General features: G+C 66.5%; 20 protein-coding genes. 13 read left to right on the plus strand and 7 right to left on the minus strand.

Annotation, left to right across the window (positions count from 1 at the left end; all coding sequences use genetic code 11):
* Positions 1-12 precede the first annotated feature (12 nt).
* From C8J42_RS09865 to C8J42_RS09885, 5 genes are all read right to left on the minus strand, one after another.
* Positions 13-1,416: an FAD-linked oxidase C-terminal domain-containing protein gene (locus C8J42_RS09865; RefSeq protein ID WP_133019846.1), complete on the minus strand. Its 1,404-nt coding sequence runs from the start codon at positions 1,414-1,416 to the stop codon at positions 13-15.
* Between the two features lies 1 nt (position 1,417).
* Entirely contained in the window at positions 1,418-3,601 is a 2,184-nt protein-coding gene (locus tag C8J42_RS09870) for a TonB-dependent receptor (RefSeq protein ID WP_165895468.1), read from the minus strand.
* Positions 3,602-3,730: 129 nt separating this feature from the next.
* Complete coding sequence (locus C8J42_RS09875) at positions 3,731-4,492, minus strand: SDR family oxidoreductase (protein WP_133019848.1); 762 nt, start codon at positions 4,490-4,492, stop codon at positions 3,731-3,733.
* A gap of 10 nt (positions 4,493-4,502) precedes the next feature.
* Complete coding sequence (locus C8J42_RS09880; protein WP_243644248.1) at positions 4,503-5,987, minus strand: carboxylesterase family protein; 1,485 nt, start codon at positions 5,985-5,987, stop codon at positions 4,503-4,505.
* Between the two features lie 132 nt (positions 5,988-6,119).
* Positions 6,120-6,587, minus strand: a complete 468-nt coding sequence (locus tag C8J42_RS09885) for an NUDIX domain-containing protein (RefSeq protein WP_133019850.1) — start codon at positions 6,585-6,587, stop codon at positions 6,120-6,122.
* Between the two features lie 207 nt (positions 6,588-6,794).
* On the opposite strand from C8J42_RS09885, the gene C8J42_RS09890 reads away from it, so the two are divergent.
* From C8J42_RS09890 to C8J42_RS09905, 4 genes are all read left to right on the plus strand, one after another.
* The gene (locus tag C8J42_RS09890; RefSeq protein ID WP_133019851.1) at positions 6,795-7,976 is read left to right on the plus strand and encodes an alpha-hydroxy acid oxidase; all 1,182 of its coding nucleotides are present in this window, start codon (positions 6,795-6,797) and stop codon (positions 7,974-7,976) included.
* A gap of 191 nt (positions 7,977-8,167) precedes the next feature.
* On the plus strand, positions 8,168-8,896 hold the full coding sequence (locus C8J42_RS09895) for an NUDIX domain-containing protein (RefSeq protein WP_133019852.1): 729 nt from the start codon (positions 8,168-8,170) through the stop codon (positions 8,894-8,896).
* A gap of 5 nt (positions 8,897-8,901) precedes the next feature.
* On the plus strand, positions 8,902-9,891 hold the full coding sequence (locus C8J42_RS09900) for an SPFH domain-containing protein (protein ID WP_133019853.1): 990 nt from the start codon (positions 8,902-8,904) through the stop codon (positions 9,889-9,891).
* The gene (locus tag C8J42_RS09905; protein WP_133019854.1) at positions 9,891-10,784 is read left to right on the plus strand and encodes an NAD(+)/NADH kinase; all 894 of its coding nucleotides are present in this window, start codon (positions 9,891-9,893) and stop codon (positions 10,782-10,784) included. The genes C8J42_RS09900 and C8J42_RS09905 overlap by 1 nt, the downstream gene beginning before the upstream one ends.
* 77 nt (positions 10,785-10,861) lie before the next feature.
* Here C8J42_RS09905 and C8J42_RS20100 read toward each other — a convergent pair whose 3' ends face one another.
* Positions 10,862-12,424 (minus strand): hypothetical protein, encoded by a 1,563-nt coding sequence (locus C8J42_RS20100; protein WP_165895469.1) that lies wholly within the window; start codon positions 12,422-12,424, stop codon positions 10,862-10,864.
* The gene (locus C8J42_RS09920; protein ID WP_133019997.1) at positions 12,424-13,818 is read right to left on the minus strand and encodes a DUF4139 domain-containing protein; all 1,395 of its coding nucleotides are present in this window, start codon (positions 13,816-13,818) and stop codon (positions 12,424-12,426) included. Before C8J42_RS09920 ends, C8J42_RS20100 begins: the two co-directional genes overlap by 1 nt.
* Positions 13,819-14,020: 202 nt before the next feature.
* Here C8J42_RS09920 and C8J42_RS09925 point away from each other — a divergent pair, with 202 nt between their 5' ends.
* From C8J42_RS09925 to C8J42_RS09965, 9 genes are all read left to right on the plus strand, one after another.
* A complete protein-coding gene (locus C8J42_RS09925; protein WP_207897093.1) occupies positions 14,021-14,308 on the plus strand; it encodes a GNAT family N-acetyltransferase in 288 nt (95 codons plus the stop codon).
* 233 nt (positions 14,309-14,541) lie between these two features.
* Positions 14,542-15,720, plus strand: coding sequence for an inositol-3-phosphate synthase (locus tag C8J42_RS09930; protein WP_133019858.1), 1,179 nt, complete (start codon positions 14,542-14,544; stop codon positions 15,718-15,720).
* Complete coding sequence (locus C8J42_RS09935; RefSeq protein ID WP_133019859.1) at positions 15,717-16,610, plus strand: hypothetical protein; 894 nt, start codon at positions 15,717-15,719, stop codon at positions 16,608-16,610. The genes C8J42_RS09930 and C8J42_RS09935 overlap by 4 nt, the downstream gene beginning before the upstream one ends.
* Positions 16,607-17,701 carry a methyltransferase domain-containing protein gene (locus C8J42_RS09940; RefSeq protein ID WP_207897094.1) on the plus strand — a complete coding sequence of 365 codons (1,095 nt, stop codon included), beginning with the start codon at positions 16,607-16,609 and terminating at the stop codon, positions 17,699-17,701. The genes C8J42_RS09935 and C8J42_RS09940 overlap by 4 nt, the downstream gene beginning before the upstream one ends.
* A 2-nt stretch (positions 17,702-17,703) precedes the next feature.
* Positions 17,704-18,699, plus strand: coding sequence for a Gfo/Idh/MocA family oxidoreductase (locus C8J42_RS09945; protein ID WP_133019861.1), 996 nt, complete (start codon positions 17,704-17,706; stop codon positions 18,697-18,699).
* Positions 18,690-19,505 carry a hypothetical protein gene (locus C8J42_RS09950; RefSeq protein WP_133019862.1) on the plus strand — a complete coding sequence of 272 codons (816 nt, stop codon included), beginning with the start codon at positions 18,690-18,692 and terminating at the stop codon, positions 19,503-19,505. The genes C8J42_RS09945 and C8J42_RS09950 overlap by 10 nt, the downstream gene beginning before the upstream one ends.
* Positions 19,502-21,022, plus strand: a complete 1,521-nt coding sequence (locus C8J42_RS09955) for a YcaO-like family protein (RefSeq protein ID WP_133019863.1) — start codon at positions 19,502-19,504, stop codon at positions 21,020-21,022. The genes C8J42_RS09950 and C8J42_RS09955 overlap by 4 nt, the downstream gene beginning before the upstream one ends.
* Positions 21,019-21,849 (plus strand): sugar phosphate isomerase/epimerase family protein, encoded by an 831-nt coding sequence (locus C8J42_RS09960; RefSeq protein WP_133019864.1) that lies wholly within the window; start codon positions 21,019-21,021, stop codon positions 21,847-21,849. Before C8J42_RS09955 ends, C8J42_RS09960 begins: the two co-directional genes overlap by 4 nt.
* A complete protein-coding gene (locus C8J42_RS09965) occupies positions 21,849-23,057 on the plus strand; it encodes a glycosyltransferase family 4 protein (RefSeq protein WP_133019865.1) in 1,209 nt (402 codons plus the stop codon). The genes C8J42_RS09960 and C8J42_RS09965 overlap by 1 nt, the downstream gene beginning before the upstream one ends.
* Positions 23,058-23,062: the final 5 nt, after the last annotated feature.

Consider the following 23,062-nt stretch of genomic DNA (forward strand, 5'->3'; position numbering starts at 1 on the left):
AGGGGAGCAGTTTCAGAACGCGAAGATCTTGCCCGGATTGAACAGGTTGTGCGGATCCAATGCATGCTTCAGCGTTCGCATCAGATCGACCGCATCGCCCAGTTCCGCGACCAGCCAGTCCTGCTTGCCGATGCCGATGCCGTGTTCGCCGGTGCAGGTGCCGTCCATCGCCAGCGCCCGCTCGACCATCCTTGCGTTGATCGCCGACACCTCCGCCAGTTCCGCCTCGGACTCCGGATCGATCGAGAAGACGACATGGAAATTACCGTCGCCGACATGCCCTAAGATGGTCGCGGGGACCGACGACGCCTGAAGATCGGCCTTGGTCTCGCCGATGCACTCCGCCAGGCGGCTGATCGGCACGCACACGTCGGTCGCCCAGCCGACCGCGCCGGGGCGCAGATTGACCGCCGCATAATAGGCCTCGTGCCGTGCCTTCCACAGCTTAGAGCGTTCCTCGGGCAGGTTCGACCAGCGGAAATCGCCGCCGCCGTTCGCCGCCGCAAGTTCGCGCACCGTCTCGGCCTGTTCATCGACATAGCGCGGGGAACCGTGAAATTCGAAGAACAGCGTCGTCAGTTCGGGATAGTCGAGCTTCGACCAGGCGTTGACCGCCTTCATCTGCATGTCGTCGAGGATCTCGACGCGCGCCAGCGGCACGCCGATCTGGATCGCCTGCACCACCGTATCGACCGCGCCGTTCAGCGTGTCGAAGCTGCACACCGCGGACGAGATCGCCTCAGGAATGCCGTGCAGCCGCAGCGTCACCTCAGTGATGATGCCGAGCGTACCCTCGGAACCGACGAACAGCCGGGTCAGGTCATACCCCGCCGCCGACTTGCGCGCACGGCGGCTGGTGCGGATCTCGCGGCCGTCGGGCGTCACCACCCGCAGGCTCAGCACCGCCTCGCGCATCGTGCCGTAGCGCACCGCGTTGGTGCCGCTCGCCCGCGTCGCGGCCATCCCGCCGATCGTCGCATTGGCGCCGGGATCGATCGGGAAGAACAATCCCAGGTCGCGGATATGTTCGTTCAGCTGCTCGCGGCGGACCCCGGCCTGCACCGTGCAGTCGAAATCCTCGGCGTTGATCGACACGATCTGCGTCATCTCGGACAAGTCGACAGAGATACCACCGTGCACTGCCAGCGTGTTGCCCTCAATCGAGGTACCAGCGCCGAACGCGACGATCGGCACCTTGGCGGCGGTACACAGCTTGACGAGATCGACCACCTCCTCCGTCGATCGCGCGAAGACGACCGCGTCGGGCAGCATCGGTGCGAAATGCGCCTCGCTGCTGCCGTGGTGGAGCCGCATCGCGTCGCTCATCTGGAGCGCGTCGCCGAAACGCTGCCGGAGCGCCGCGACGAAGGCCGGGTCCAGCGGCGCGCGTTCTATGGGGTCGAAGTGCATGGTCATCCTAGAACCGGAAGCTCGCGCGCACGCCGTAGCGGCGGCGATCGCCTTGGATGGCGAGGTTCGACGCCAGCGGCGCGAGCCCGGCGCGGACCAGCGCCGACTTGTCGATATAGCTTTCGATGAACTTGGTGTTGAACAGGTTCGTGCCGAACGCCGTGATGGTCAGGCCGCTCGAGAAACGGAAGCCGAGCGAGGCGTTGGTGATCGCATAAGCCGATAGTTTCGGCGCCACATTGGGATCGAGCGAGGAGCCGATGCGGCTGCCCTTCCCGAAGATGCCGGCATCGAGCAGCACGGCATTGGCGCCGACCGGCACGGTGTAGGTCGTGTTGACGTTGAAGTTGTAATCGGGCGTGAAGATGATCCGGTCGCTCGATACGTGGACGCCGGTGGTCGCGAAATACTGGCTGTCGTCGGTGATGCGGGCATGGAGATAGGACGCGCCGGCATCGATCCGCCACTGGTTCGTCACGCGCAGATGCGCCTCCACTTCGGCGCCGTAGCTTTCGACGGTGCCGGTGTTGAGGTTGATCGCGACGAATCCCCCGCTGGTGTTGGGCGCGAGCGAGTTCTGGCCGATGAAGTCCTTATAGTCATTATAGAACACGTCGGCGTTGATCGTCAGGCGACGGTCGAACGCGTCGAACTTGGTGCCGAGTTCGTAGGTCCAGACGTTATCGCCCTTGTAGGTCGCATCCTCCGGCCGCGTACCCGGACCGTTCTGGCCACCGCCGCGGATACCCTTGGCGACCGAGGCGTAGCTCATCACCGCCGGTGTCCAGTGCTGCGTCAGCGTAACGCGCGGCTGGAACTGGTCCTTCTTGTACTCGGGCGCCGTATACGGCGTCGTGCCGTTTACCTGGCTCGCGACCAGCTTCTGGTGATCGTACCGGCCACCTACGGCGAGATCGAGCGTGCCCACTTTCAGGAACGCGGTGGCGAATATCGCGCGGGTGTCGTTGCGGACATAGGTCGACGACGGCGTGGTCGAGGCCGGCGCCGGGAAGGTCGGCCCCAGCAGCGCACGGAAATCGATCGTCGTCAGCTGATCGCTCGTCTGCGTGTAGCGGTTGCCGTACAGGCCGATCAACGTCGAGAACGCATCGCTCCACTGCGTATCGAAGCGCAGTTCGGCGGTCTTGGTCTTCAACGTCGAACCGCCGCGGGTGCGGAGCAGGTCGACCGGGCCGAAATCGCCGTCGTTGATCCCGGCGACGTTCTTCTGGTTGTAGGCGCCGATCGCGGTGATCTTGGTTTTCAGCGAGGCGGCGTCGAACTCGCCCTTCACGCTCGCACCGTAATAGTCGATTACCGCGCGGTTCAGGACGTTGGTCGCGCCGTCGAGGCGGTAGTCGGTCGGCCCGGCGACATGGATATACGATGTGCTGCCGCCCGCGGTCTGGTCGTAATTGCCATTGACGGTGAACACCGCCCAGTCGGCGGGCGTGAAGCGCAGCGTGCCGCCGACGCTCTGCTGCTTCAGCGGGTTCATGTCGCCGATCGTCAGCGTGTTGCGCATGAAGCCGTCCTGCTCATGATAGGACGCGCCCAGGCGGAACTGCAGCAGGTCGCGCACGATCGGCCCGCTGACCGAGCCCGAGACCGACGCGTAATTGTCCGTGCCGGCGACCGCGGCGTCGAACCGCCCTTCCCATTCGTTGCCCGGTTGACGTGTGATGACGTTGATCGCGCCACCCAGTGTGTTGTTGCCGAACAGCGTCCCCTGCGGCCCGCGCAGCACTTCGATCCGCGCGACGTCGACGATCGGCGAGTTCAGGTAGGACGTGTTCGGCTGATAGACGCCGTCGATAAAGATACCGACGCCTGGCTGCACGGTGTCGATCAGTGTCGTACCGATGCCGCGGATCGAGACGAACGCGCGGCCCACGCTGTCCGAATTGATGTTGAGGCCCGGCGTGTAGGACGCGACGTCCTTGACGGTGTTGACCTGCAGCTCCTTCAGCCGATCGCCGGTGATCGCGGTCACCGCGATGGGCACGTCCTTCAGCGATTCCTGGCGCTGGCGGGCAGTGACGACGATGTCATCGGAGCTGACGGACGTTGCGGTCTTGGCCGTATCGGCGGCGTCCTGCGTCGCCGATACGGCAGCGTCCTGAGCGAAGGCTGGCACGGTGGTGAAGGCGGCGGCGGCGCATCCTGCGGCGAGCAATGTCTTAAAGCGCATTGGATCCTCATCCCTGTAGAGCGCCGATCCATCGCCGGCTACTTCTACAGTCAAAGCTATCCGATAGCTCACCTGTATGAAAGGTCTCGCGCTATGCCGTCCGGCTCGCGGGCTTCGCCGATCGGTGCGTTACCAGCAGCTATAGCCGCCGTCGGCGAGAACGATGCTGCCGGTCATCAGGCTCGCCGCATCCGAGGCAAGGAACACGACGATCGACGCGACTTCTTCGGGTTCGCCGAGACGGCCCTGCGGCGTGCCGTCGATCCAGCGCTTGTACATCTCGCCCTCGCGATCCGCGAAGCTGTTGAGGACGGTGTTGATATAGGTCGGCGCAACGGCGTTGACGCGGACGCCGCGTGGCGCCCATTCAGCAGCGAGACTTCTGGTCAGCTGATGCACCGCGGCTTTCGACGCGTTGTAATAGCTTTGCGGCTGTGGCCGGTTGACGATGAACCCGCTCATCGACCCGACATTGACGATCGCGCCCCTCCCCGCCGCCAGCATGTGACGGCCAAAGGCGCGCGCACACCAGAAGGTGCCGTTGAGATTGACGTCGAGCACGTTCAGCCAATGCTCGTCGGCGACGTCTTCCGCTGGGATTTCACTGCGCGCGATGCCGGCATTGTTGACGAGGATGTCGATCGCCCCGAGCTGGTTGGCGACCGTGGTGACGCGTGCCGGGTCGGTCACGTCCATCTCGATACCGTCGACCGCATAGCCCTTGTCCGTGAGCGCCGCCTGTCCGGCTGCAATCGCCGCCTCGTCGCGGTCGGCGATCGTCACGTGCGCGCCCATCTCCGCCAGCGCTTCGGCACAGGCCAGGCCGATCCCCGCCGCGCCACCCGTCACGAGGGCACGGCGGCCAGTCAGCTTCAGTCTTTCGAGATACATCGTCGGTCCTTCAGGGCAGGAAGGGTGCGGCCGGCATGACGGGCTCATGCCGCGCCTCCTGCCGGACAAGCGAATAGACCTGCCGCGTCTCGGCATCGAATTCGACCCAGGGCAAGCGGCCATCGGTGGCGAACCGGATCCACAGCGCGTGCATCCGTTCGGCCAGATCCTGCGGCGGATTGGGTCCGCACAGACCCTGCTCGCCGGTCGCACACGCCAGGGTGTCGAACACGAACGGCAGCTCCATGCCGTGCGAGGCGCCAAGCTCGCCGCCGAACATCGGCGAGCGCCAGTCGAACTCGTACATGTGCGTGCGCCCCTTGTGCGCCTCGGCGAACCGCCGCGCGGGCCAGCGGAAGACGAGGTCGTTCATCGCATCGGTCAGCGCCTGCCCGGGCTTCCTGCCCTTCGTCCCGATCCGGTAGGCCTTCAGCACTTTGCGCGCATGCGGTTGCGACTTGTGGAGCACATAGGTCGCGAGCAGTCGCCCGATCTTGTCGCGCACGCCGGTGGGGACGAGATACAGGTTCATTTCCTCGGCATTGGTGCCGATCAGCAGATCGACCTCGGCGCCAGCGCCGTTCGCCAGCGCATCAAGCGGACGCTGCGGCACCACGTCGTCGCCGTGGACCGGGACGAAGCGGCTGATCCCGAACACCGGTTCATGGCCCGCCTCGTCGCGCAGATCGATCCGCGCGGTCGGTGCCGATACCGCCTCGACCGCATCGATCAATGCGTCGTACGGCACGCTGCTAAAGCCGGTGGCATCCGGGGTGACCTTCAGGATCTTGGCCAGCTTCTTTACCAGCCGCTGCATTACCGGAACCGAGCGCGTCATTCCGCCATGCCCGCTTTGAATGATCGCGCGCCGGAACAATCCCTTGGCGAGCGGCGAGGCGATCAGATCGGCGATCGCCATGGCACCCGCGGACTCACCAAACACCGTGACGTTGCCTGGATCGCCACCGAACGCGGTAATGCCGTCCCGTACCCAAGTCAGCGCCGCGATCATGTCGCGCAGCCCTAGGTTGGTCGGCACGCCCGGGATCGGCAGGAAGCCGTCCACGCCCATCCGGTAATTGATTGCGACGCAGATCACGCCATCGCGTGCGAACGTGCTGCCGTCCTGTACCGGCGCATCCTTGCTACCGATCACGAACCCGCCGCCGTGGATGAACACCATCACCGGCAGGCCGGTCCGGTGGTCATCGGGCCGCCAGATATTCGCCGTCAGATACTCGTCGCCCGGCGCCCAGCCCTCGCCGATCAGCGGAACGGTATCGAGGCCGGGAAACGCCTTGGTCCGCTGCGGCGCATTCGGGCCGGTCACCGTCGCGTCGCGCACGCCTTGCCACGGTACGACCGGTTGTGGCGACGCGAACCGGTTCGCACCCACCGGCGCCGCGGCGTAGGGCACGCCGAGGAACCGCCGCACGTCGCCCGCGGCACTCCCCTGCACGATACCGTCGACGGTCGAGACGATGGGTTGGCTCACGATGTTCTCTCCTCCCGATCCGCAGCCGCGGTCGGAGGACTAAGGTAGCAGTCCGGCAAAGTACGTCGCGAACTCACGTTATGCGCATCGTTGCTTTTATCGTGCAGTCCGGTGGGCCGACCAGCGCCCGCGTTACCAGGCCCCGGTACCGGTCGCGCCCTGCTGGTATTCGACGATGCGCCGTCGGGTTGCCGGCGATGTTGTCTCCGGCAGGTCGCCCAGCGGGAACCAGCCCGCCTGTTCGATCTCCCGCAGGTCGGCGCGGGCGAGAACACCGCGCGCCCCGGTTCGCACGACGAAGATCACGATGTGGTCGTCCTTGCCCTCCCCGCGGCTGTGATAGACGCCGAGCACCCGCTCGATCACCGCATCGGCAATCGCCACTTCCTCGGCAAGTTCGCGCAACAGCGCGGCGGCGATACTCTCGCCCTTCTTCACGCCGCCGCCCGGCAGATACCAGTGATCGGCATAGGTATGCCGTACCAGCGCGACCCGCCCGACCCGGTCCAGCAACACCGCACGAACACCGATCGTTCGCGGCTTGGCGATCCGCCATACCAGTCTTGCTGCCATGCCGATCAACCGATGACGTACACCCACGCGTCTATTCCCCTGCTTGTGATCGACTCGTCGCAAGGTACCCGAGAACCTGACTTTACGCCCGAGGTCGTTGGGAGGCACAGCCAACCAGCGGACGGGCATAGCGAAGGCTTTTGTAGCTCGTTCCGAAGGCGCGCAGATTACGATCGCATCGCCGACATTCTGATCACGGAAGCAATCAGTGGCGATAGAAAAGTGGCAGGACCGATGACGCGACTTCGACGGGCGAACAATGTTGCCGACCTGCGTCTGCTAGCGCGCAAACGGCTGCCGCGACCGATCTTCGACTATATCGACGGCGGCGCCGACGACGAGGTGTCGCTGCGCCGAAACGTCGACGCGTTCTCGCACTACGAGTTGGTGCCGGACGTGCTGAACGATGTCTCGGCTATCCGGACCGGCACGACGCTGTTCGGACAGCCATCACGCTGGCCGCTGATGCTGGCGCCGACCGGGCTTACCCGGATGTTCCACGGCCATGCCGAACTCGCCGTGGCACGCGCGGCCGCGCGGCACGGCATCCTCTACAGCCTGTCGACGATGGGAACGACGCGGCTCGAAGACCTTGCCCAGGCGTTCGCCGGCCCGAAGGTCTTCCAGATCTATATCTTCAAGGACCGCGGCCTGACCGCAGAGTTCGTCGCGCGCTGCCGGGACGCAGGCTTTCACGGGCTGGCGCTGACCGTCGACACGCCCGTCGCCGGCAACCGCGAGCGAGACAGGCGCAGCGGACTGTCGCTGCCGCCCAAACTGACGCTCAAGTCGCTCCTGAGTTTCGCGCGTCATCCCTCATGGTCGCTGCCCGCGCTGACAGGATCGAAATTCGATCTTGCGAACGTCAGCCACAAGATCGACGCGCTGGCATCGGGGCCGATGAGCCTGTTCGACTATATCGGCGGCCAGTTCGATAGCTCGGTCGGTTGGCGCGATGTCGAATGGCTCGCGCGCGAATGGAACGGGCCGCTCGCAATCAAGGGCGTGATGACGCCGGAGGACGCACGACGTTCGATCGCGTCGGGCGCAACGGGTGTAATGGTCTCCAATCACGGCGGTCGCCAGCTCGATGGCGCGCCTGCGCCGATCGACCAGATCGCCGCGGTACGCGACGCCATCGGCGGTGCGCCCGACGTCATCTGCGATGGCGGCATCAGGCGCGGCTCGGACATCATGAAGGCGCTGGCGCTGGGCGCGACCGCCTGTTCGATCGGGCGCCCTTATCTGTACGGCCTGGCAGCAGGCGGAGATGCAGGCGTCGACCGCGTACTAACGCTGCTCACGGAGGAGTTCGAGCGTACGATGACCCTGGCGGGCGTGAACGATATCGCGGCCGTGGCCCCCCGCCATGTTCGAATGAACCGCGCCCAGGCGGAATCCGTTGGTACCTCCTGATCGTCATCCTTCTCACGTCTGACGTGATCCAGGCATTGTCTGTGGCTGCCAAAGTATCAGACGGAGCCTTCCAGGGCATACGCTGAACTTCTCGCCTCAGTTTAAACCGTGATCGGCCCCTAGCACAACCATCCTTGACATATATCCTTCTGGCATATTAGTAATATGCCAGAAGGATATATGGGTACGATATGAACGAGACTGAGTTTCTCGATGGATATGATCCAAACCGGTACGAGCGCCCATCGGTTGCGGTCGATCTAATCCTGGCCAGCGTCATCAACGGCAGGCCCGCCGCGTTGCTCATGCAGCGTTCCGAGCATCCTTGCCTTGGTGATTGGTCGCTACCCGGTGGATTTGTCGGCATCGACGAGAGTCTCGATGTCGCGGCGCACCGCGTGCTCGAAACAAAAGTGCGGATGGCGGACGCCTATATTGAACAGCTCTACACGTTCGGTGCAATCGACCGCGACCCGCGCACCCGGGTGATCAGCGTCGCGTATTTCGCACTGCTTCCCCCTGCTCGCTTCGCAGCCGCGCTGAAGGCGGCGCCCGACCTGACATTGGCCGAACTCGTCGTCCCCTGGTCCGGCGAGACCGGGGGGCCGGTCGAGGCACGATCGCAGGACGGAGACGCGCTGCCACTGGCGTTCGACCATGCCGACATGCTCGGGCTCGCGATGCTGCGACTGCGCGGCAAGCTCGATTACTCGGATGTCGCCTTCGCGCTTCTCCCCGACCGCTTCACGCTAAGGGCGCTGCAGGACGTCCACGAGACGATCCTCGGGCGGTCGCTCAACAAGCCGGCCTTCCGCCGCCGCATGCTCGCCACGAACACGCTGGTGGCGACCGGCGAACGCGAGACCGGTGCCTCGTTCCGTCCCGCCGAACTCTTCCGCCATCATTCGACACAGGAGTAACCGTCATGGCCTCGATCAAGAACCTCGGTTTCCTCGCCCAATTGCGTAGCGATGCGAGCAATCACGTCATCCGCTACCGCAGTGGCAAGGTGAAGCAGAGCGGCCGCGGGCTGGTCTTCTGGTTCCGTCCGGAGACCGCGAGCATCGCCGAGCTGCCGATGGACGACCGCGAAATGGCGATCTTCGTGAAGGGTCGCAGCCAGGATTTCCAGAGCGTGGCGATCCAGGGCACGCTGACCTGGCACGTCGCTGATCCCGAACTGCTTGCCTCGCGCGTCGATTTCAGCCTCGGCCTGCTTACCGGTGCCTACAAGAGCGAACCGATCCAGCGGATCGAGACCCGGCTGGCGGGGCTCGTCAACCAGGCGGCGCTGCAATATCTCGCGCAGGGCTCGGTGCGGACGCTGCTCGATGCCGGTCCCGAGCCGCTGCGCCACCAGCTCGAGGCTGCGCTCGCCAACGATCCCGCGCTGAACGAAATCGGCATCGCGGTCACCGCGGTCCGCCTGACCAACCTCGCGCCATCGAGCGAGCTCGAACGCGCGCTCCAGACTCCGACGTTCGAGGCATTGCAGCAGAAGGCCGATCAGGCGACGTTCGAACGCCGCGCGCTTGCGGTCGAGAAGGAACGCGCGATCGCCGAGAACGAACTCGCCAACCGTACCGAACTCGCACGCCGCGAGATGCTGCTCATCACCCAGGAGGCCGAGAACGCACGCAACCGCGCGACAGGTCTGGCCGAGGCGCAGCAGGTCGAGGCGGGAGCGGAGGCCGAGCGGATCCGCACGGTCGAGAGTGCCAAGGCGGAAGCGGAGCAGGCGCGGATGACGATCTACCGGGACCTGCCGCCGGGGGTGATGCTCGGGCTCGCGGCGCGCGAACTGGCGGGTAAGCTCGATACGATCGAGCATCTGAACATCACGCCCGACCTGCTCGCGACCGTGCTGGACGGGTTTCGTAATGCCCCGGCTGCTCAGACTGCGCTGCCCCGCTGATGGCGACCAACGCCCCGCGCGCGGTCTTCGTCACCCGGGAGACCGACTATGACCTCCTGCTCGCGCGGCACGCGACGCGCGGGCAGGCGAAGTTCTTTCTCGAGACGCGGGGCCAAGACATCGACGCGATCGAGGATCGGCACCGCCGGTTCCACGCGACGCTGCACGAAGCCCGCTCGCTCGTTCCCGACGAATGGCGCCAGGCGAGCGTCGCTCGTGCCGACCTCGATCGATTCCTGTTCGGCCCGGAGGACGTGATCGTCGCTGTCGGGCAGGACGGGCTTGTCGCCAACGTCGCGAAGTATCTCGACGGGCAACCTGTGCTCGGGCTCAACCCCGCTCCCGATTTGTACGACGGCGTCCTAGTGCGCGTGTCGCTTGCCCGTTTGTCCGCGTTGCTACCTGCGAGCGTTGCAGGTGCGGCGCCGGCCGAGCAACGGACGATGGTCGAGGCGCGGCTGGATACCGGCGAACGGCTGCTGGCGCTGAACGAGGTGTTCGTCGGTCATCGCAGCCACCAGTCCGCGCGCTACCGGATCACCTGCGGCGACCAGGCCGAGGACCACTCGTCCAGTGGACTGATCGTCGCATCGGGGACCGGCGCGACGGGCTGGGCTCGCTCGATCATGGAGGCGACGCATGCCGCCCTCCCCCTCGATCCGCAGGAGCGCGCGGTTGGTTTCTTCGTACGCGAACCCTTCCCCAGCGTGGCGACCGCAACCTCGCTTCGTGCCGGCAAGCTTGCGGGCATGCCGCTCGCGGTCACGTCGCGGATGAACGACGGCGGGGTGATCTTCGCGGACGGCGTCGAACAGGACTTCTTCGCGTTCGACTGGGGCCGCGGCGTCACCATCGCTCCCGCCACCCGCACCCTTCATCTCATCACCGGTTGAGTCGTTCGGCACAGTGTTCGCTCAAGGCCAACACGGCCGCCGGAGACAACGACCTTCGTGCTGGTCAGCTAACGACGTCAGTAGCGGTAACGCAACACGGCCTTGCCACCCGGGGGCAGCAGCGGCGACCAAGTAGAAATCCCATCGATGCGACCAACCTCGCCGCCGTCGGCTTCGATCGCCTGGCCCGCGACGCCGATCGCCACGTCGAGCATCACGGGAACCGAGTTGCCGTTGCTCGCCGTTACGACGGCCTCGTGCGAACCGGCGGTTTCCGAAGTTAGCGCCCCCGGCGGGCTCAGCACGGCGACTGCCTGGGTTAGTGTCACACTGCTACTCACGCCGGCGCCCAGACGAACCGTCTCGCCAATTGTGCGGTCGCCGATCGTTCCCAAACCTAGAAGCAATCGCCCGCCTGCCTGATCCGCGTACAGCGCAGTGCTGCCGGCGGGCAGCGGCACGCCCAAGCTGTGCTGTTTATCGTTCTTCAGCACCAGCACGATCGACGTCGGCACACCGTCGAGTTGTTGTCCGGGATACACTGCGCGCCGGTAGCGCCGCTCGACCGGCACCGCCTTCTGAACGATCAGGGCAACCTGCTTCTGTCCCCTGGCCGCGACAGTGGTCGGCATTGGCACGCGGTACAGCTTGAGGTCGCCCAAATCCTCGGGCGGCGGCGGCGGCGGCGGCGGTGGTGGTGGTGGCGGTGCCGGAACCGGCGCAGATAGCGCGAACTCCATGACTCGCGAGCCGGTTACCACGATCTCGTCGGCCAGCTCGAATTGCTTTTGCCGCAGGTCTGAGGTCGTGGTGCCGAGCGGGTAGCAGACCAATCGCAGCGCACCAGCCGTCGCAGGGATCGCCGGAACCGCGACGCGGTTGAGCCGGCCTGCGACAGCCTGAACGTCCGCATTCGAGAAGATCTCCGGATTGCCGTTGGCGAGAGTCAGCCAAGCGAACAGGTCGACCGTGCGACCGTCGGCGGCAAGCGACGTGACGTAGCTCGCTCGCCAGTCAAAGCCCGAGGACAGATAGGAGAGTCGCACCGTGACCGTGCGCGCCGTCGGGCTGGTCGTCGTTACGCTCAGCACCGGCTTGCTCGACAGGCTCGCTGGCACCCGCGCGAAGTTCAACCGCTCGGCCAGACCCGAACAGCGCAACGCCTCGATCCCGGCAGTCGTGCGCAGGATAACCCCCGGTGTCGGGCCGGCAACGATCGTCGCGGGTTCGCTCACCAACCTTCCGCTCGCCTTGTCGGTGCGGGTCAGCGTTACTTCGCGACCAAGCGTGCCATCGACCAGCGAGGCGGGCGACAGCAGGCGGGCGTCGCGGTTCTTTTCGATAATGCCGCCAGGTAGGCCGTCGACGATGGCGCTGACAGGGACGATCCCCTCCGCCACGCCTTCGAACCGGATCACTGCGGATCCCCGAGGCAATCGTACGCGACGGGTCTCCGTCACCAGGGCGAAGCCACCGAGATACCGCAGGTTCATCGCGCCCTTGCCGTAGGGCGAGCGGTATACCGTCAACGCGACGTGATCGGGCGCGGACGACGTAACGATGGCCGTGCGGGTCTGCGCTTCCGCCCCTCCCGACAGCAACACGCCCGTCAACAGCGCGAGGAGCAGCCAAAGCCGCATCAGTAGCGGGTGTCGAAGGTCACAGTCACCGTCGCGGTGCCGTTGGCCGGCACCGCGACTTGCCACGTCATCGTGCCGGCGTTGCGACGCTCGCCCTTGGCGCTATCCGCAACGACGCGCACGTCGCCCCCGTCGAGACCGCCCTGGACGAGTTCGACCGTCACCGGCCGGCCGCGCGCATTGGTCAGCGTATACCGCATCGCCGTACGCCATCGGCTATCACCCTGCCGCGTACGCGATACGGTGGTTGGCCGCACCTTCACGTCGAAGGCATCGCCTGTTGGCAGCGCGATCGTCGATCCTTGTGGAGTATGCTCGATACGGTTTTCGCCCGTGAACTGTGGTTGGCCACGCGCGTCGCGAACATAGACCCGGACCACGCCCGCCGGCAGCGCGTCGCCCAGGCCGGCCGCGCCCGAGTTGCTGAAACGGAGCACCGACTGCGCGCTTCGTGGCTCGTCCGAGCTCCCCAGCCAGCCATTCTCGAAACGATAGCCCGCGCTTGCCGCAACGCCCTTCGCGTCTAGGAAACTGACCTGCTTGGTCTGCTTGTCGGCGATCGTGGTGCGCTCGGCCAAAGGATACAGATAGAAGTCGCCGAGCTGCCCGCGCGCGGTGCTTTCGGTTCCAGGCAACGTCGTCGTCATGCGGCGGCGGCGCGGGGTGTAATTGCCGTTCCCGTCATCATCCGTGCTGCCGACCTCGCCAGCGACCAGCAACGTTCTGGCGTTGCCGAACGTCGTGCCGCTGGTGTTCTTCAACGTCACCCAGCCTTGAACGTCCACCGTCCCACTCTTGTCGTCGAACAAAGCGACATAGTCCGCGCTCCAGCCTAGCCCACGGCTCAGGTAGGACAGCGTCGCCGGGCGCGATCCCGCACGCGTGCTGGCCAGCGTCACCGACAATGTCGGACGGGCTCGCAACGCATCGGGCACCCGGTCGAAGATCGCGCGCACGGGCAGCCCGTCGTCGCGCAACACCTCGACATGACCGTTCACCTCGATGACGACGCCACCATTGACCGCCAACACTTTCGCACGGTCGCGGGTCTCGGCGCCGGTAGCGGGGTTGGTGCGGACCAGCGTGATCGTCTCGCCCACCGCTTTCTCCATCAGGCTCGACGGGCTCAGCAGATCATAGTCGAAGTTCTGCTCGACGATCGCGGCATCGGGCACCGTCAGCGATACCGTCTCCGGCCTGATCGACGCGCTCACGTCGGGAAAGCTCTGCCGCACCCGCCCGTCTGCCAAGGCCAGCGACCGTACGTCCTGCACCAGCGCGACGTCGTTATTGTAGATGGTGACCGACACGTCCCCCTGCGCGCTACCCGCGGTCGGCGAGTCGGCGGGGGGCGGCAGTTGTTGGGCGCTCGCCGCCGTCGATCCGAGCAGCATTGCCAGCCCATACGCTCGCCAGATGTTGTCGCGCACACCATTCTCCCCTGAGTGCGCGACAATGACGCGGTCGGATCGGAAGGGCAATGCGACAATGCCCCGGCTTAGCGCTGGAAAGGCGTGGGCTCGTTGGTCGCTCCGTGATTAAGCAGAAGCCTAATCGACTCCCGATGGCGCTGAACAGAACGTACGGAATCTCGAATTGCGCCGGGCCTCGTCGAACTGGCTCGTGCCGACAAGCGGATTGGCGGCCGACACCGCGGAAGCGTTTGTTTACGACCGGATCATGACAGATCTCGACCATCACCGGAAAGGGCTTGGCCGGGCGCTGATGACCGCCCTGTGCGCGACGCGTCGTTATCCGACCCTGCCAGAACTGCGTCACGGCACCGGATGGCCGGGCAATGTATCGGACCTCGGGACGGGAAACTTTGTCGACCTATTCGACGGCATCGATCCCGATGGCGCGATTGCAGCCCCTGGCGGATAGCGGACCCGACGTTCAATCTGGCGGCTTTCGTTCCAGACTAGGTGTCGAGAATCCCATCAAGCCAACAAGGCTCTCCTGACGAGGTGGCGCCCCGACCAGGCCTCATCATCTTCCCCTCACATGACAGCAACATATGTAATTCCCGGAGCAGTTTAGCGCCAATTTCCGCAGACTTCGGTGGACTTTACTTTACGGACAGCTAGCCACGCGCTCAGTTTTGAGAGGACGTAATTATGGGCGAACGGGTCGGGATCGCAGTGATCGGACTGAATGGCGCGGTGGCCACCACTGCGGCCGCGGGGATCGCGATGATCCGCGCGGGGTCGAACGACCTGTCGGGCCTGCCGCTCGCCAGCCGCGACGTCGACGGCATGGCAGCATACCGCGATCTCCATTTCGGCGGCTGGGATCTCAGCCATGACGACCTCGCGACCGCCGCGCTGAAGCACGGCGTGCTGACCGAGAGCGAACTCGCCAACGGGGCGTCCAGCCTGTCGGACATGCGGCCCTGGCCCGCCGTCGGCTCGACTGATTTCTGTGCGAACATCGACGGCGCCAACAAGATCGCCGCGCCCGGCCACCGTGCCGCAGTCCAGCACATCCAGGACGATCTCGCGCGGTTCAAGACCGAGCAGAATCTTGACCGCGTCGTGATGATCAATCTCGCCTCGACCGAACGCAAGGCCGATCTCGGTGCGGACGCGCTGACCAGCGTCGAAGGCTTCGAGCGCGGTCTCGACGATGACGACGCGGCAATCAGCCCGGCGATGCTCTATGCCTATGCCGCGATCGCCAGCGACACGCCCTACGCCAATTTCACGCCGTCGGTCGCCGCCGACGTCGCACCGCTCGCCGAGCTTGCCCGCCAGCGCGGCGTGCCGATCGCCGGCAAGGACGGCAAGACCGGGCAGACCTTGCTAAAGACCGTGATCGCGCCGGCGCTGCGGGATCGTGCGCTGCATGTCGATGGCTGGTTCTCGACCAACATCCTCGGCAATTCGGACGGCCTCGCGCTCGACGATCCCAAGAGCCTCGCGTCGAAGGTCGATACCAAGAAGTCGGTGCTCGACCAGATCCTCGGCTATCCGGTCGAGGATCACATCATCATGATCCATTATTACAAGCCGCGCGGCGACAACAAGGAAGCGTGGGACAACATCGACCTGACCGGCTTCCTGGGCCAGAAGATGCAGCTGAAGCTGAACTTCCTGTGCAAGGATTCGGTGCTCGCCGCACCGCTGGCGATCGAGATCGCGCGCTGCCTGGCGCTGGCGCAGACGCGCGGCGAAGGCGGCGTGCAGGACCAGATGGGGATCTTCTTCAAGATGCCGCAGACCGCCGATGGCGGCGAGCCGATCCACGCGTTCGGCGAGCAGCAGCTGATCCTCGACACCTGGCTCGACCGCCGGTGACGCTGGGTGCGGCGCATCTGCCGCTGCTGCGCGAACTCGGCGACCTGAAGAGGATCCGGTCGGCGGACCGTGACGGGTCGATTGCGGAGCGGCTGTTCGCGCACGGCTGGGCGGCGCTGGCGGCGGCCGAGGCGCCGGCGGCGGTGATGCGTCGCACCGTCGCCGCCGCGCTCACCGCGGCACGACTGGGCGATCTCGACCGCACCACGCTGGCCGAGCTTGGGCTGTCCGATGCGGAAGCGTGCGCCGTGCTCGAACGCGGGTTCGACGAGGTGGCGGTGTTGCTCGACCCCGCGCTCGCGGCCGACCTCCGCAATGCACTGCCCGAGGGCGCACCGGCGGCCGGGCCGGTGCCGCGGTTCGTCACGCAGCTCGCGACACAACCGCGCGCGGGCGTCACCTGCCCGGGTCGGCCACGCCTGTTGCTCCAGCCGCCGGAGAACCATGCCGAGCACTGCCTGATCGTCGCAGTATACGGCGTGCTCGCGGCGCCCGGTTATGGCGCGGATCCGGCGGAGGTGTTCCTCGCGTCGATGGCGCATCATTTCCACAATGCGGCGATGCCCGACGCGGGGTTCACCGGCGAAGTGCTGCTCGGCGACCTGCTCGACCGCGTGATCGACGCCGCGCGCGAGCAGGCGACGGCGATGCTGGATCCGGCGGTCGCGGCGCACGTCCGCGCGGCGATCGCGCCGATCACGAGTGATGCGACGCCGGCGGCGCGCGCGTTCCACGCCGCCGACGTGCTCGACCGCGTGCTGGAGATCGAACAACATCTGCGTGCCGCCTCGGCGACGATGGACAGCGTCCTGCACACCTACGAGCTCGTCCACGCCGGCCCGGTCAAGACGTTCCACGATCGCGTTCTGGCGGACGTCGGATTGTTGTGACCTACCGCTCGCCCGTCACCGGACAGCCGCTCGTCGCGGATACGCCGCATTCGCTGGCCGCACCCGGCGAGCGCTGGCCGGTGGTCGATGGCATCCCGTATCTTCGGACCGACAGCGAGGGGCTGGTGGCGGTGGCACTCGACCATCTCGATGCGGGCTGCCCGGACGATGCGCTGGTTGCGTTGCTGACCGACCAGGATGCGTGGTGGACCGGCCCCGCGACCGATCTCGGCGAGCTGAAGCAGCTGGTCCGCGAGCGTGACACGCTATCGCTGCGCGCGGCGATGGCGTTGCTGCGGATGGGACCGGTGGCGGATTATTTCGCGCATCGCTGGAGCGATCCGACCTATCTCGCCGGGCTCGCGCTGGTCGAGGCGCACTGGCGGGAGCCGAGGACCGGGTTCGAGCTGGCGTGCGGGATCGGTCACTATCTCCGCGAGCTGGGAGCGCGAGGCGTCGCGTGCGTCGGCGCAGACGTCGTGTTCTCGAAATGCTGGCTGGCAAAGCACTGGGTCGCGCCCAAGGCCGACTATGTCGTGTTCGACGCCGCAGCTCTGTGGCCAGTGGAGACGCACAAGTTTGACCTGGTCGCGTGTCACGACGCCTTCTATTTCCTGCCCGACCAGCCGCGGATCGCTGGGCTGCTGCGTGATGCCGTCGCACCCGGCGGCGTCCTTGCGGTAAGCCATCTCCACAACGTCGCCGTCTCTGGCGGAGCAATGGGACCGGCACGCGCGTCGTCCGAATGGGCAGCGCTGTTTCCAGATGCCGTCGTTTACGATGAGCGCGAGTTGCGTCGTGCGTTGCTCGCAAGCGATGGGCCCGTATCGACCGGATGGTCCGACGACTCCGCTATCGAGGCATGGTCGATCGTCGAGACAGACGGCGGCGAAGCGCGTCCGCTGACCGGCGGGCTGGCGATGCCTGCTGCCGATGCGGTCCTGCAACCAAACCCCCTGCTCGATGGCGATACCCCGCACTGGCCCTCAGATCGCTACCGCACGGAATATGGCGCAGCCGCCACATGGCTATCGGACTCCGGCGATGCGGTGCGGAACCGTCGTGTCCTCGACCTGCCGGCGCGGTGGTGAGTATGCGTTGGGGCATCGTCGGCTTCGGCTGGGTCGCACGCGACTATATGGCGCCCGGCATCGCCGCGTCAGGCGGGACACTGGTCGCGATCGCCGACCCCTCGCCGATGGCGCAGGCCAGCGCGATGTCGGGCGGGATCCTCGCCTACGATACCGTCGAGGCGATGCTGGCCGATGCCGCGCTCGACTGCCTCTACGTCGCCACGCCCAACAATCTTCACGCCGACCCGGTCCGCGCGGCCGTTGCGGCGGGCGTGCCCGTGTTGTGCGAGAAGCCGATCGCCGCGACGCTGGACGATGCCGAGACGATCGGCGCGGCGGTTACGGGACATCTCTACGGTACCGCGTTCGACCAGCGTCACCACCCTGCTCACCGCGCGATGGCGCAGGCGATCCGCGACGGCGCCATCGGCCGACCGATCGCGGTACGGATCGTCTACGCCTGCTGGGTCGATCCGACGTGGTCGCCGTCCAGCGAAGGCGGCGGCTGCAATTGGCGCGCCGATCCGGCCGCGGCGGGCGGCGGTGCGGTCATCGACCTTGCGCTGCACGGCCTCGATCTCGCGGCGATGCTGGTCGACGAACCGCTCGACCGCCTGCACATCGATCTGCAGCGGCGCATTCATGACTATCCGGTCGACGACGGAGGCATCCTGTCGGGTCGCACCGCAGGCGGCATCCTGGTCCAGAGCCATGTCGCCTATAACTGCCCCGAGGTGCTGCCCCGTCGCCGGCTCGAGATCCTCGGCGAGGACGGCCTGCTCGTTGCGACCGATACGATGGGCCAGACCGAGGGTGGCACCGTGATGCGGCGTTGCGCACGCACCGGGGACGAGACCGCCCTGCCCTTCCACACCGCGCTCTCGCCGTTCGCCGCGCAGGCCGCCGCGTTCGCCGCCGCCGTCCGCGGCGACGCGCATGATTTCTCCATTGACCGGGACCTGTCGCTGATGCGCCTTTTCGACGCCGCCTATACGAAGGCGCGATCATGCCTCTGAGCTGGTTCGCCTGCGCGCATTGCGGTTTCTGGCAGCGCCATTTCGCGCCCGCTGATTGCCCGGTGTGCAACGATACGCGCAACGACCTGCCCGAGGACGGCTGGTGCTTCCTCCCCGAGCACGACGTCGCCGCGAGCCATGACGGCAGTTGGCGACAGGTTGCCGACGATCTCTGGGCCTTCACCACGACCCCGCATCTCGGGCTCGGCGGTACCGGCTGGCTGATCGTCCGCGAGGGCGGCAACATCGCCTTCGAGGCCGCGCCCTATTACTCGCCCGCGATGCTCGAACAGATCGAACGGCTGGGCGGCATACGCTATCTCGCGGCCAGTCACGCGCATGGCTATGGCGCGCTGTTCCAGCTCCAGCGCGACTGCAACCCTGAGATGCTCGCGATCCACAAGGACGACCTCGGCATGACCAAGGCGTTCCGCGTCACGACGCCGTATGACGACGTGCTGGAGATCGCGCCGGGGTACACGCTGCATCACGTCGGCGGCCATTACGAAGGCCAGGCGGCGCTCCACGATGCGGTCGGCAAGCGCCTGTTCTGCGGCGACATGTTCAAGATCGACCAGGACGCGGCCGGCGTCAGCCACGCGATTTCTAGTCACAAGGCGTTCCACAAGGACATCCCGCTGACCCACGGCGAGATCCGCCAGTATCGGGACGTGATCGCACCGCTCGCGTTCGATGCCGTCCTGACCCCGTTCGAATATGCCCCCGAAGTAGGTCGTGATGTCGCCGTCGCCGTGCTCGACGAAGCGCTGGCCCGTGCGCCGGGCGTGAAGAGGATCCCGCTATGACCCGCACTATCACCGGCCTGCCCGAGCAGTTGGGCGCAGCCTGCCACCTCTATCTCGACGCGTTTCCCGCCGGCGACATCGTCGCGTTTCCGATCGACGGCATCGACCGTGTCGGCATTCCGGTCTGGGTCGTCGCGCTGTTCCCCGAGACTGCGGACCTGGACGGCATCATGCCGTACGGCGTCGGCTATGGCGCGACCGACGAGGCCGCGATCCTGGGCGCGCTGGGCGAGATCGCCGAGATGGTCTGGCCGACGCTCACTTTGTCGGCGCGCGGCAAGACGCACGGTAGCTATGCCGACCTCGTCCGTGAATGCGGCGAGCGCGGGATCGCCGATCCGCTGACGCTGTGCCTGCCCGCAGGGTCCCCGGTCGGCCGCGAGACGCCGCTCGACTGGGTCGAGGCCAGGCGGTGGGCGGATGGGTCCAGCGTCCTCGTGCCGATCGACCTCGCCGCCTATTCCGCCAAGGAGCTCGAACCCGGCTACGTGCCGTTCACGACGATCATCTCCAACGGGATGGGCGCGGGGCCGGACCTCGACTGGGCGATCGGCCACGGGCTGTGCGAGATCCTGCAGCGCGACGGCAACGGACTGCTGTTCCGCGCGCTCGACCGCGGCGTCGCGATCGATCTACCCGAAAGCCTGCCCGCCGAGATCGGCGACCTTATCAACCGATTCGCCGCCGCAGACGTCCGCGTAATCCCCAAGTTCGCGACCGACGAGTTCGGCCTCGCCAACGTCTATTGCGTCGGTGTCGATGCGCGCGAGCCGGCCGTGCCGATCATGGCGACGGCGTGCGGCGAGGCAGCGCATCCCGATGCGGTGCAGGCGCTGGCCAAGGCGATCGCCGAATACGCCGCGAGCCGCGCGCGCAAGGCCTTTGCGCACGGCCCTATGGCGCTTGCCGAGTCGATCGCGCCACCCGGCTATATCGACCGGTTCATGGCGCAGGCCGGCGGTGCCGCGAAATCGAGCGATAGCCGCGCGTTCTCGGAGATGCAGCGCTGGACAGATGTCGACGCAGCGACGCTCAGGGACTGGCTCGCCGACACGATGCTCGCCGAGCGCAGCCGCCGCGCCTTTTCCGACGTGCCGCGCGCGGACGTTCCCGATGCGCGGGCTCGCGGACGGTTGGCACGGGAGGCCGTCGAGGCGGCAGGGTTCGACATCCTGTTCGTCGACATGTCCCCCGCGGATGCCGAGGTTGCGGTCGTCAAGGTGATCGTGCCCGGCATGGAAGTCGAGACGATGAGCTATTACCGGATCGGCGAGCGCAACGTCGCCAAGCTGGTCGCGCTCGATAGCCCGCTAATTACCTTCGGCGGCGAGGAAAGCCCGACGCGCCGGCCCGTTCGCCTAACCGTGGAAGCGATGGCGCGGCTGGGTGGCCAGCCGTTCTTCGATACAGCACTGGCGGACGAAATCGTCGGCCCGCTCTATCCGCTCTACCGCGAACCCGAAGCGCATCACGTCGCCTGGTCCGAACAGGGCCTCGAGACGGAGGCGGCACGATGACCCTTCGGTTTGCCTACAACACCAATGGCGCGGCCAACCACCGGCTCGACGACGCGCTGCACCTGATCGCCGATGCGGGTTACGACGGCGTCGCGCTGACCCTCGATCACCACCACCTCGATCCTTTCGCCGACGATTGGGCACGCGAGGCGGAGCGGGTCGGCGCGCTGCTGCGGTCGCTCGGGCTGGGGTTGGTGATCGAGACCGGCGCGCGCTATCTGCTCGACCCGCGCGACAAGCATGAACCGACGCTGGTCACGGCGGATCCCGAGGGCCGCGATCGGCGGATCGCTTTTCTCGCCCGCGCGCTGGAGATTGCGGCGATCCTGAACGCCGAGACCGTGTCGTTCTGGGCCGGCGTGCCAAAGGCCGGTGTCGCGCATGGAGACGCGTTCGACTGGCTCGACGCGGGGCTCGGCAAGGTTGTCGAACATGCCGCGCGCACAGGCATCCCGGTCAGCCTCGAACCCGAGCCCGGCATGCTGATCGAGACCGTCGCGGACTATGCGCGACTCGCGATCCGCCACCCGGATTTGCGGCTCGCGCTCGACACCGGGCACTGCCTCGTCACGCAGGATATGGCCCCCGACGCCGCGGTGCACGCCTATGCCGACCGTCTCGGCACCGTTGCGGTCGAGGACATGCGCCGCGGCGATCACACGCATCTCCCCTTCGGCCAGGGCGACATGGACATTCCGGCCATCCTCACCGCGCTGGAGTCGATCGGCTTCGACAAGCTGGTCTGCGTCGAACTCTCGCGCGAAAGCCCCCGCGCGCATCAGGCCATTCCGGAATCGATCGCCTATCTCCGCGCGGCGCTGACCTGATGCGGATCTGCTTCGTCTCGCGCCGCTTCTTCCCCGCGATATCGGGGATGTCGATCTACGCGATCAATCTGTTGCGTCAGCTCGTCGCGGCGGGCCACGACGTGACGATGATCAGCCAATATTACGGCGACCCCGCACGCGCCCGCGTCTACGGCGGCGGCCCCCCGCCCCCGGTGCCGGGCGTGCGCGTCGTCGGCCTCGAAGCACTGGGCGAACAGGATGGCGGCGATTTCGAGCGCGATATCGACGCGCTGGTCGAGGCTATCGCGCGCGATCATGCGGTGAATCCGTTCGACATGCTCCACGCGCAATATGGCTATCCGACCGGCTGGGCGACGATGATCGCGGCCCGGCGCCTCGGCCTGCCCTGCGTCGTGTCGATCCAGGGCGGGGACGGGCATTGGGTCGGCTCGTGCTGCGAGACGCACCGGCTCGCGATGGTCCGCGTGCTCGATCATGCCGGCGCGCTGCTGATCGGCGGCAACAGTTTCGCGGGCGAAGTCCACGATCGGCTCGGCACCCCACTCGACCGGTTCACGATCGTTCCGGGGGCGGTCGATACCGACCATTTCACGCCGGCATCCAAGGCAGCGCCCGAAGGTTCGGTCCGCCTGCTCTATCATGGCCGCGTCGACCGCCGCAAAGGCGTGCTCGACTTTCTCCACGCGCTGCCGGACGTGCGCGGCGACTGGCACGCGACCATTTCCGGCATCGGCCCCGACGTCGACCCCGCGCAGGCGCTCGCGACCGAACTCGGGCTCACCGACCGCGTGACGTTCAGCGGCTATGCGGACTATGACGCGGTTCCCGAACTCTACCGTGCACACGACGTCTTCGTGTCGCCGACCTATGCCGAGGGGTTCTCGAACACCATCCTCGAGGCGATGGCGTGCGGCCTCGCGGTCGTCTCGTGCCACGCCGTCGGTGTCGTCGACTGCGTCCGTGACGGCGAGAATGGCCTGCTGACCGATCCCGGCGACGTGCCCGCGCTTGCGGCTTCGCTGACCCGCGTCATCACCGATACGAGCCTGCGCAGACGCCTGGCCACCGCCGCGCTGGAAGAATGCCGCCGGGTGTATAGCTGGGACACGGTCGGCCAGCAGATCGTCGGCATCTACCGCGACCTGCGTAACCAGCGGCAAACCGCCTTCGACACGGACCTGCCGATGACACCCTGCCGCTTCCGCAGCGAACCGCATCTGCTGTGACCGAC

This window comes from Sphingomonas sp. PP-CE-1A-559 (assembly GCF_004340965.1).
Classification (GTDB): Bacteria; Pseudomonadota; Alphaproteobacteria; order Sphingomonadales; family Sphingomonadaceae; genus Sphingomonas.

What these genes read in the sequence shown, in the direction of transcription:
- C8J42_RS09890 (WP_133019851.1), top strand. Translation starts at nt 6,795, where the DNA reads ATGACGCGACTTCGACGGGCGAACAATGTTGCCGACCTGCGTCTGCTA.
- C8J42_RS20100 (WP_165895469.1), bottom strand. Translation starts at nt 12,424, where the DNA reads ATGCGGCTTTGGCTGCTCCTCGCGCTGTTGACGGGCGTGTTGCTGTCG.
- C8J42_RS09930 (WP_133019858.1), top strand. Translation starts at nt 14,542, where the DNA reads ATGGGCGAACGGGTCGGGATCGCAGTGATCGGACTGAATGGCGCGGTG.
- C8J42_RS09965 (WP_133019865.1), top strand. Translation starts at nt 21,849, where the DNA reads ATGCGGATCTGCTTCGTCTCGCGCCGCTTCTTCCCCGCGATATCGGGG.
- C8J42_RS09960 (WP_133019864.1), top strand. Translation starts at nt 21,019, where the DNA reads ATGACCCTTCGGTTTGCCTACAACACCAATGGCGCGGCCAACCACCGG.
- C8J42_RS09920 (WP_133019997.1), bottom strand. Translation starts at nt 13,818, where the DNA reads ATGCTGCTCGGATCGACGGCGGCGAGCGCCCAACAACTGCCGCCCCCC.
- C8J42_RS09865 (WP_133019846.1), bottom strand. Translation starts at nt 1,416, where the DNA reads ATGACCATGCACTTCGACCCCATAGAACGCGCGCCGCTGGACCCGGCC.
- C8J42_RS09900 (WP_133019853.1), top strand. Translation starts at nt 8,902, where the DNA reads ATGGCCTCGATCAAGAACCTCGGTTTCCTCGCCCAATTGCGTAGCGAT.
- C8J42_RS09875 (WP_133019848.1), bottom strand. Translation starts at nt 4,492, where the DNA reads ATGTATCTCGAAAGACTGAAGCTGACTGGCCGCCGTGCCCTCGTGACG.
- C8J42_RS09955 (WP_133019863.1), top strand. Translation starts at nt 19,502, where the DNA reads ATGACCCGCACTATCACCGGCCTGCCCGAGCAGTTGGGCGCAGCCTGC.
- C8J42_RS09895 (WP_133019852.1), top strand. Translation starts at nt 8,168, where the DNA reads ATGAACGAGACTGAGTTTCTCGATGGATATGATCCAAACCGGTACGAG.
- C8J42_RS09870 (WP_165895468.1), bottom strand. Translation starts at nt 3,601, where the DNA reads ATGCGCTTTAAGACATTGCTCGCCGCAGGATGCGCCGCCGCCGCCTTC.
- C8J42_RS09945 (WP_133019861.1), top strand. Translation starts at nt 17,704, where the DNA reads ATGCGTTGGGGCATCGTCGGCTTCGGCTGGGTCGCACGCGACTATATG.
- C8J42_RS09950 (WP_133019862.1), top strand. Translation starts at nt 18,690, where the DNA reads ATGCCTCTGAGCTGGTTCGCCTGCGCGCATTGCGGTTTCTGGCAGCGC.
- C8J42_RS09905 (WP_133019854.1), top strand. Translation starts at nt 9,891, where the DNA reads ATGGCGACCAACGCCCCGCGCGCGGTCTTCGTCACCCGGGAGACCGAC.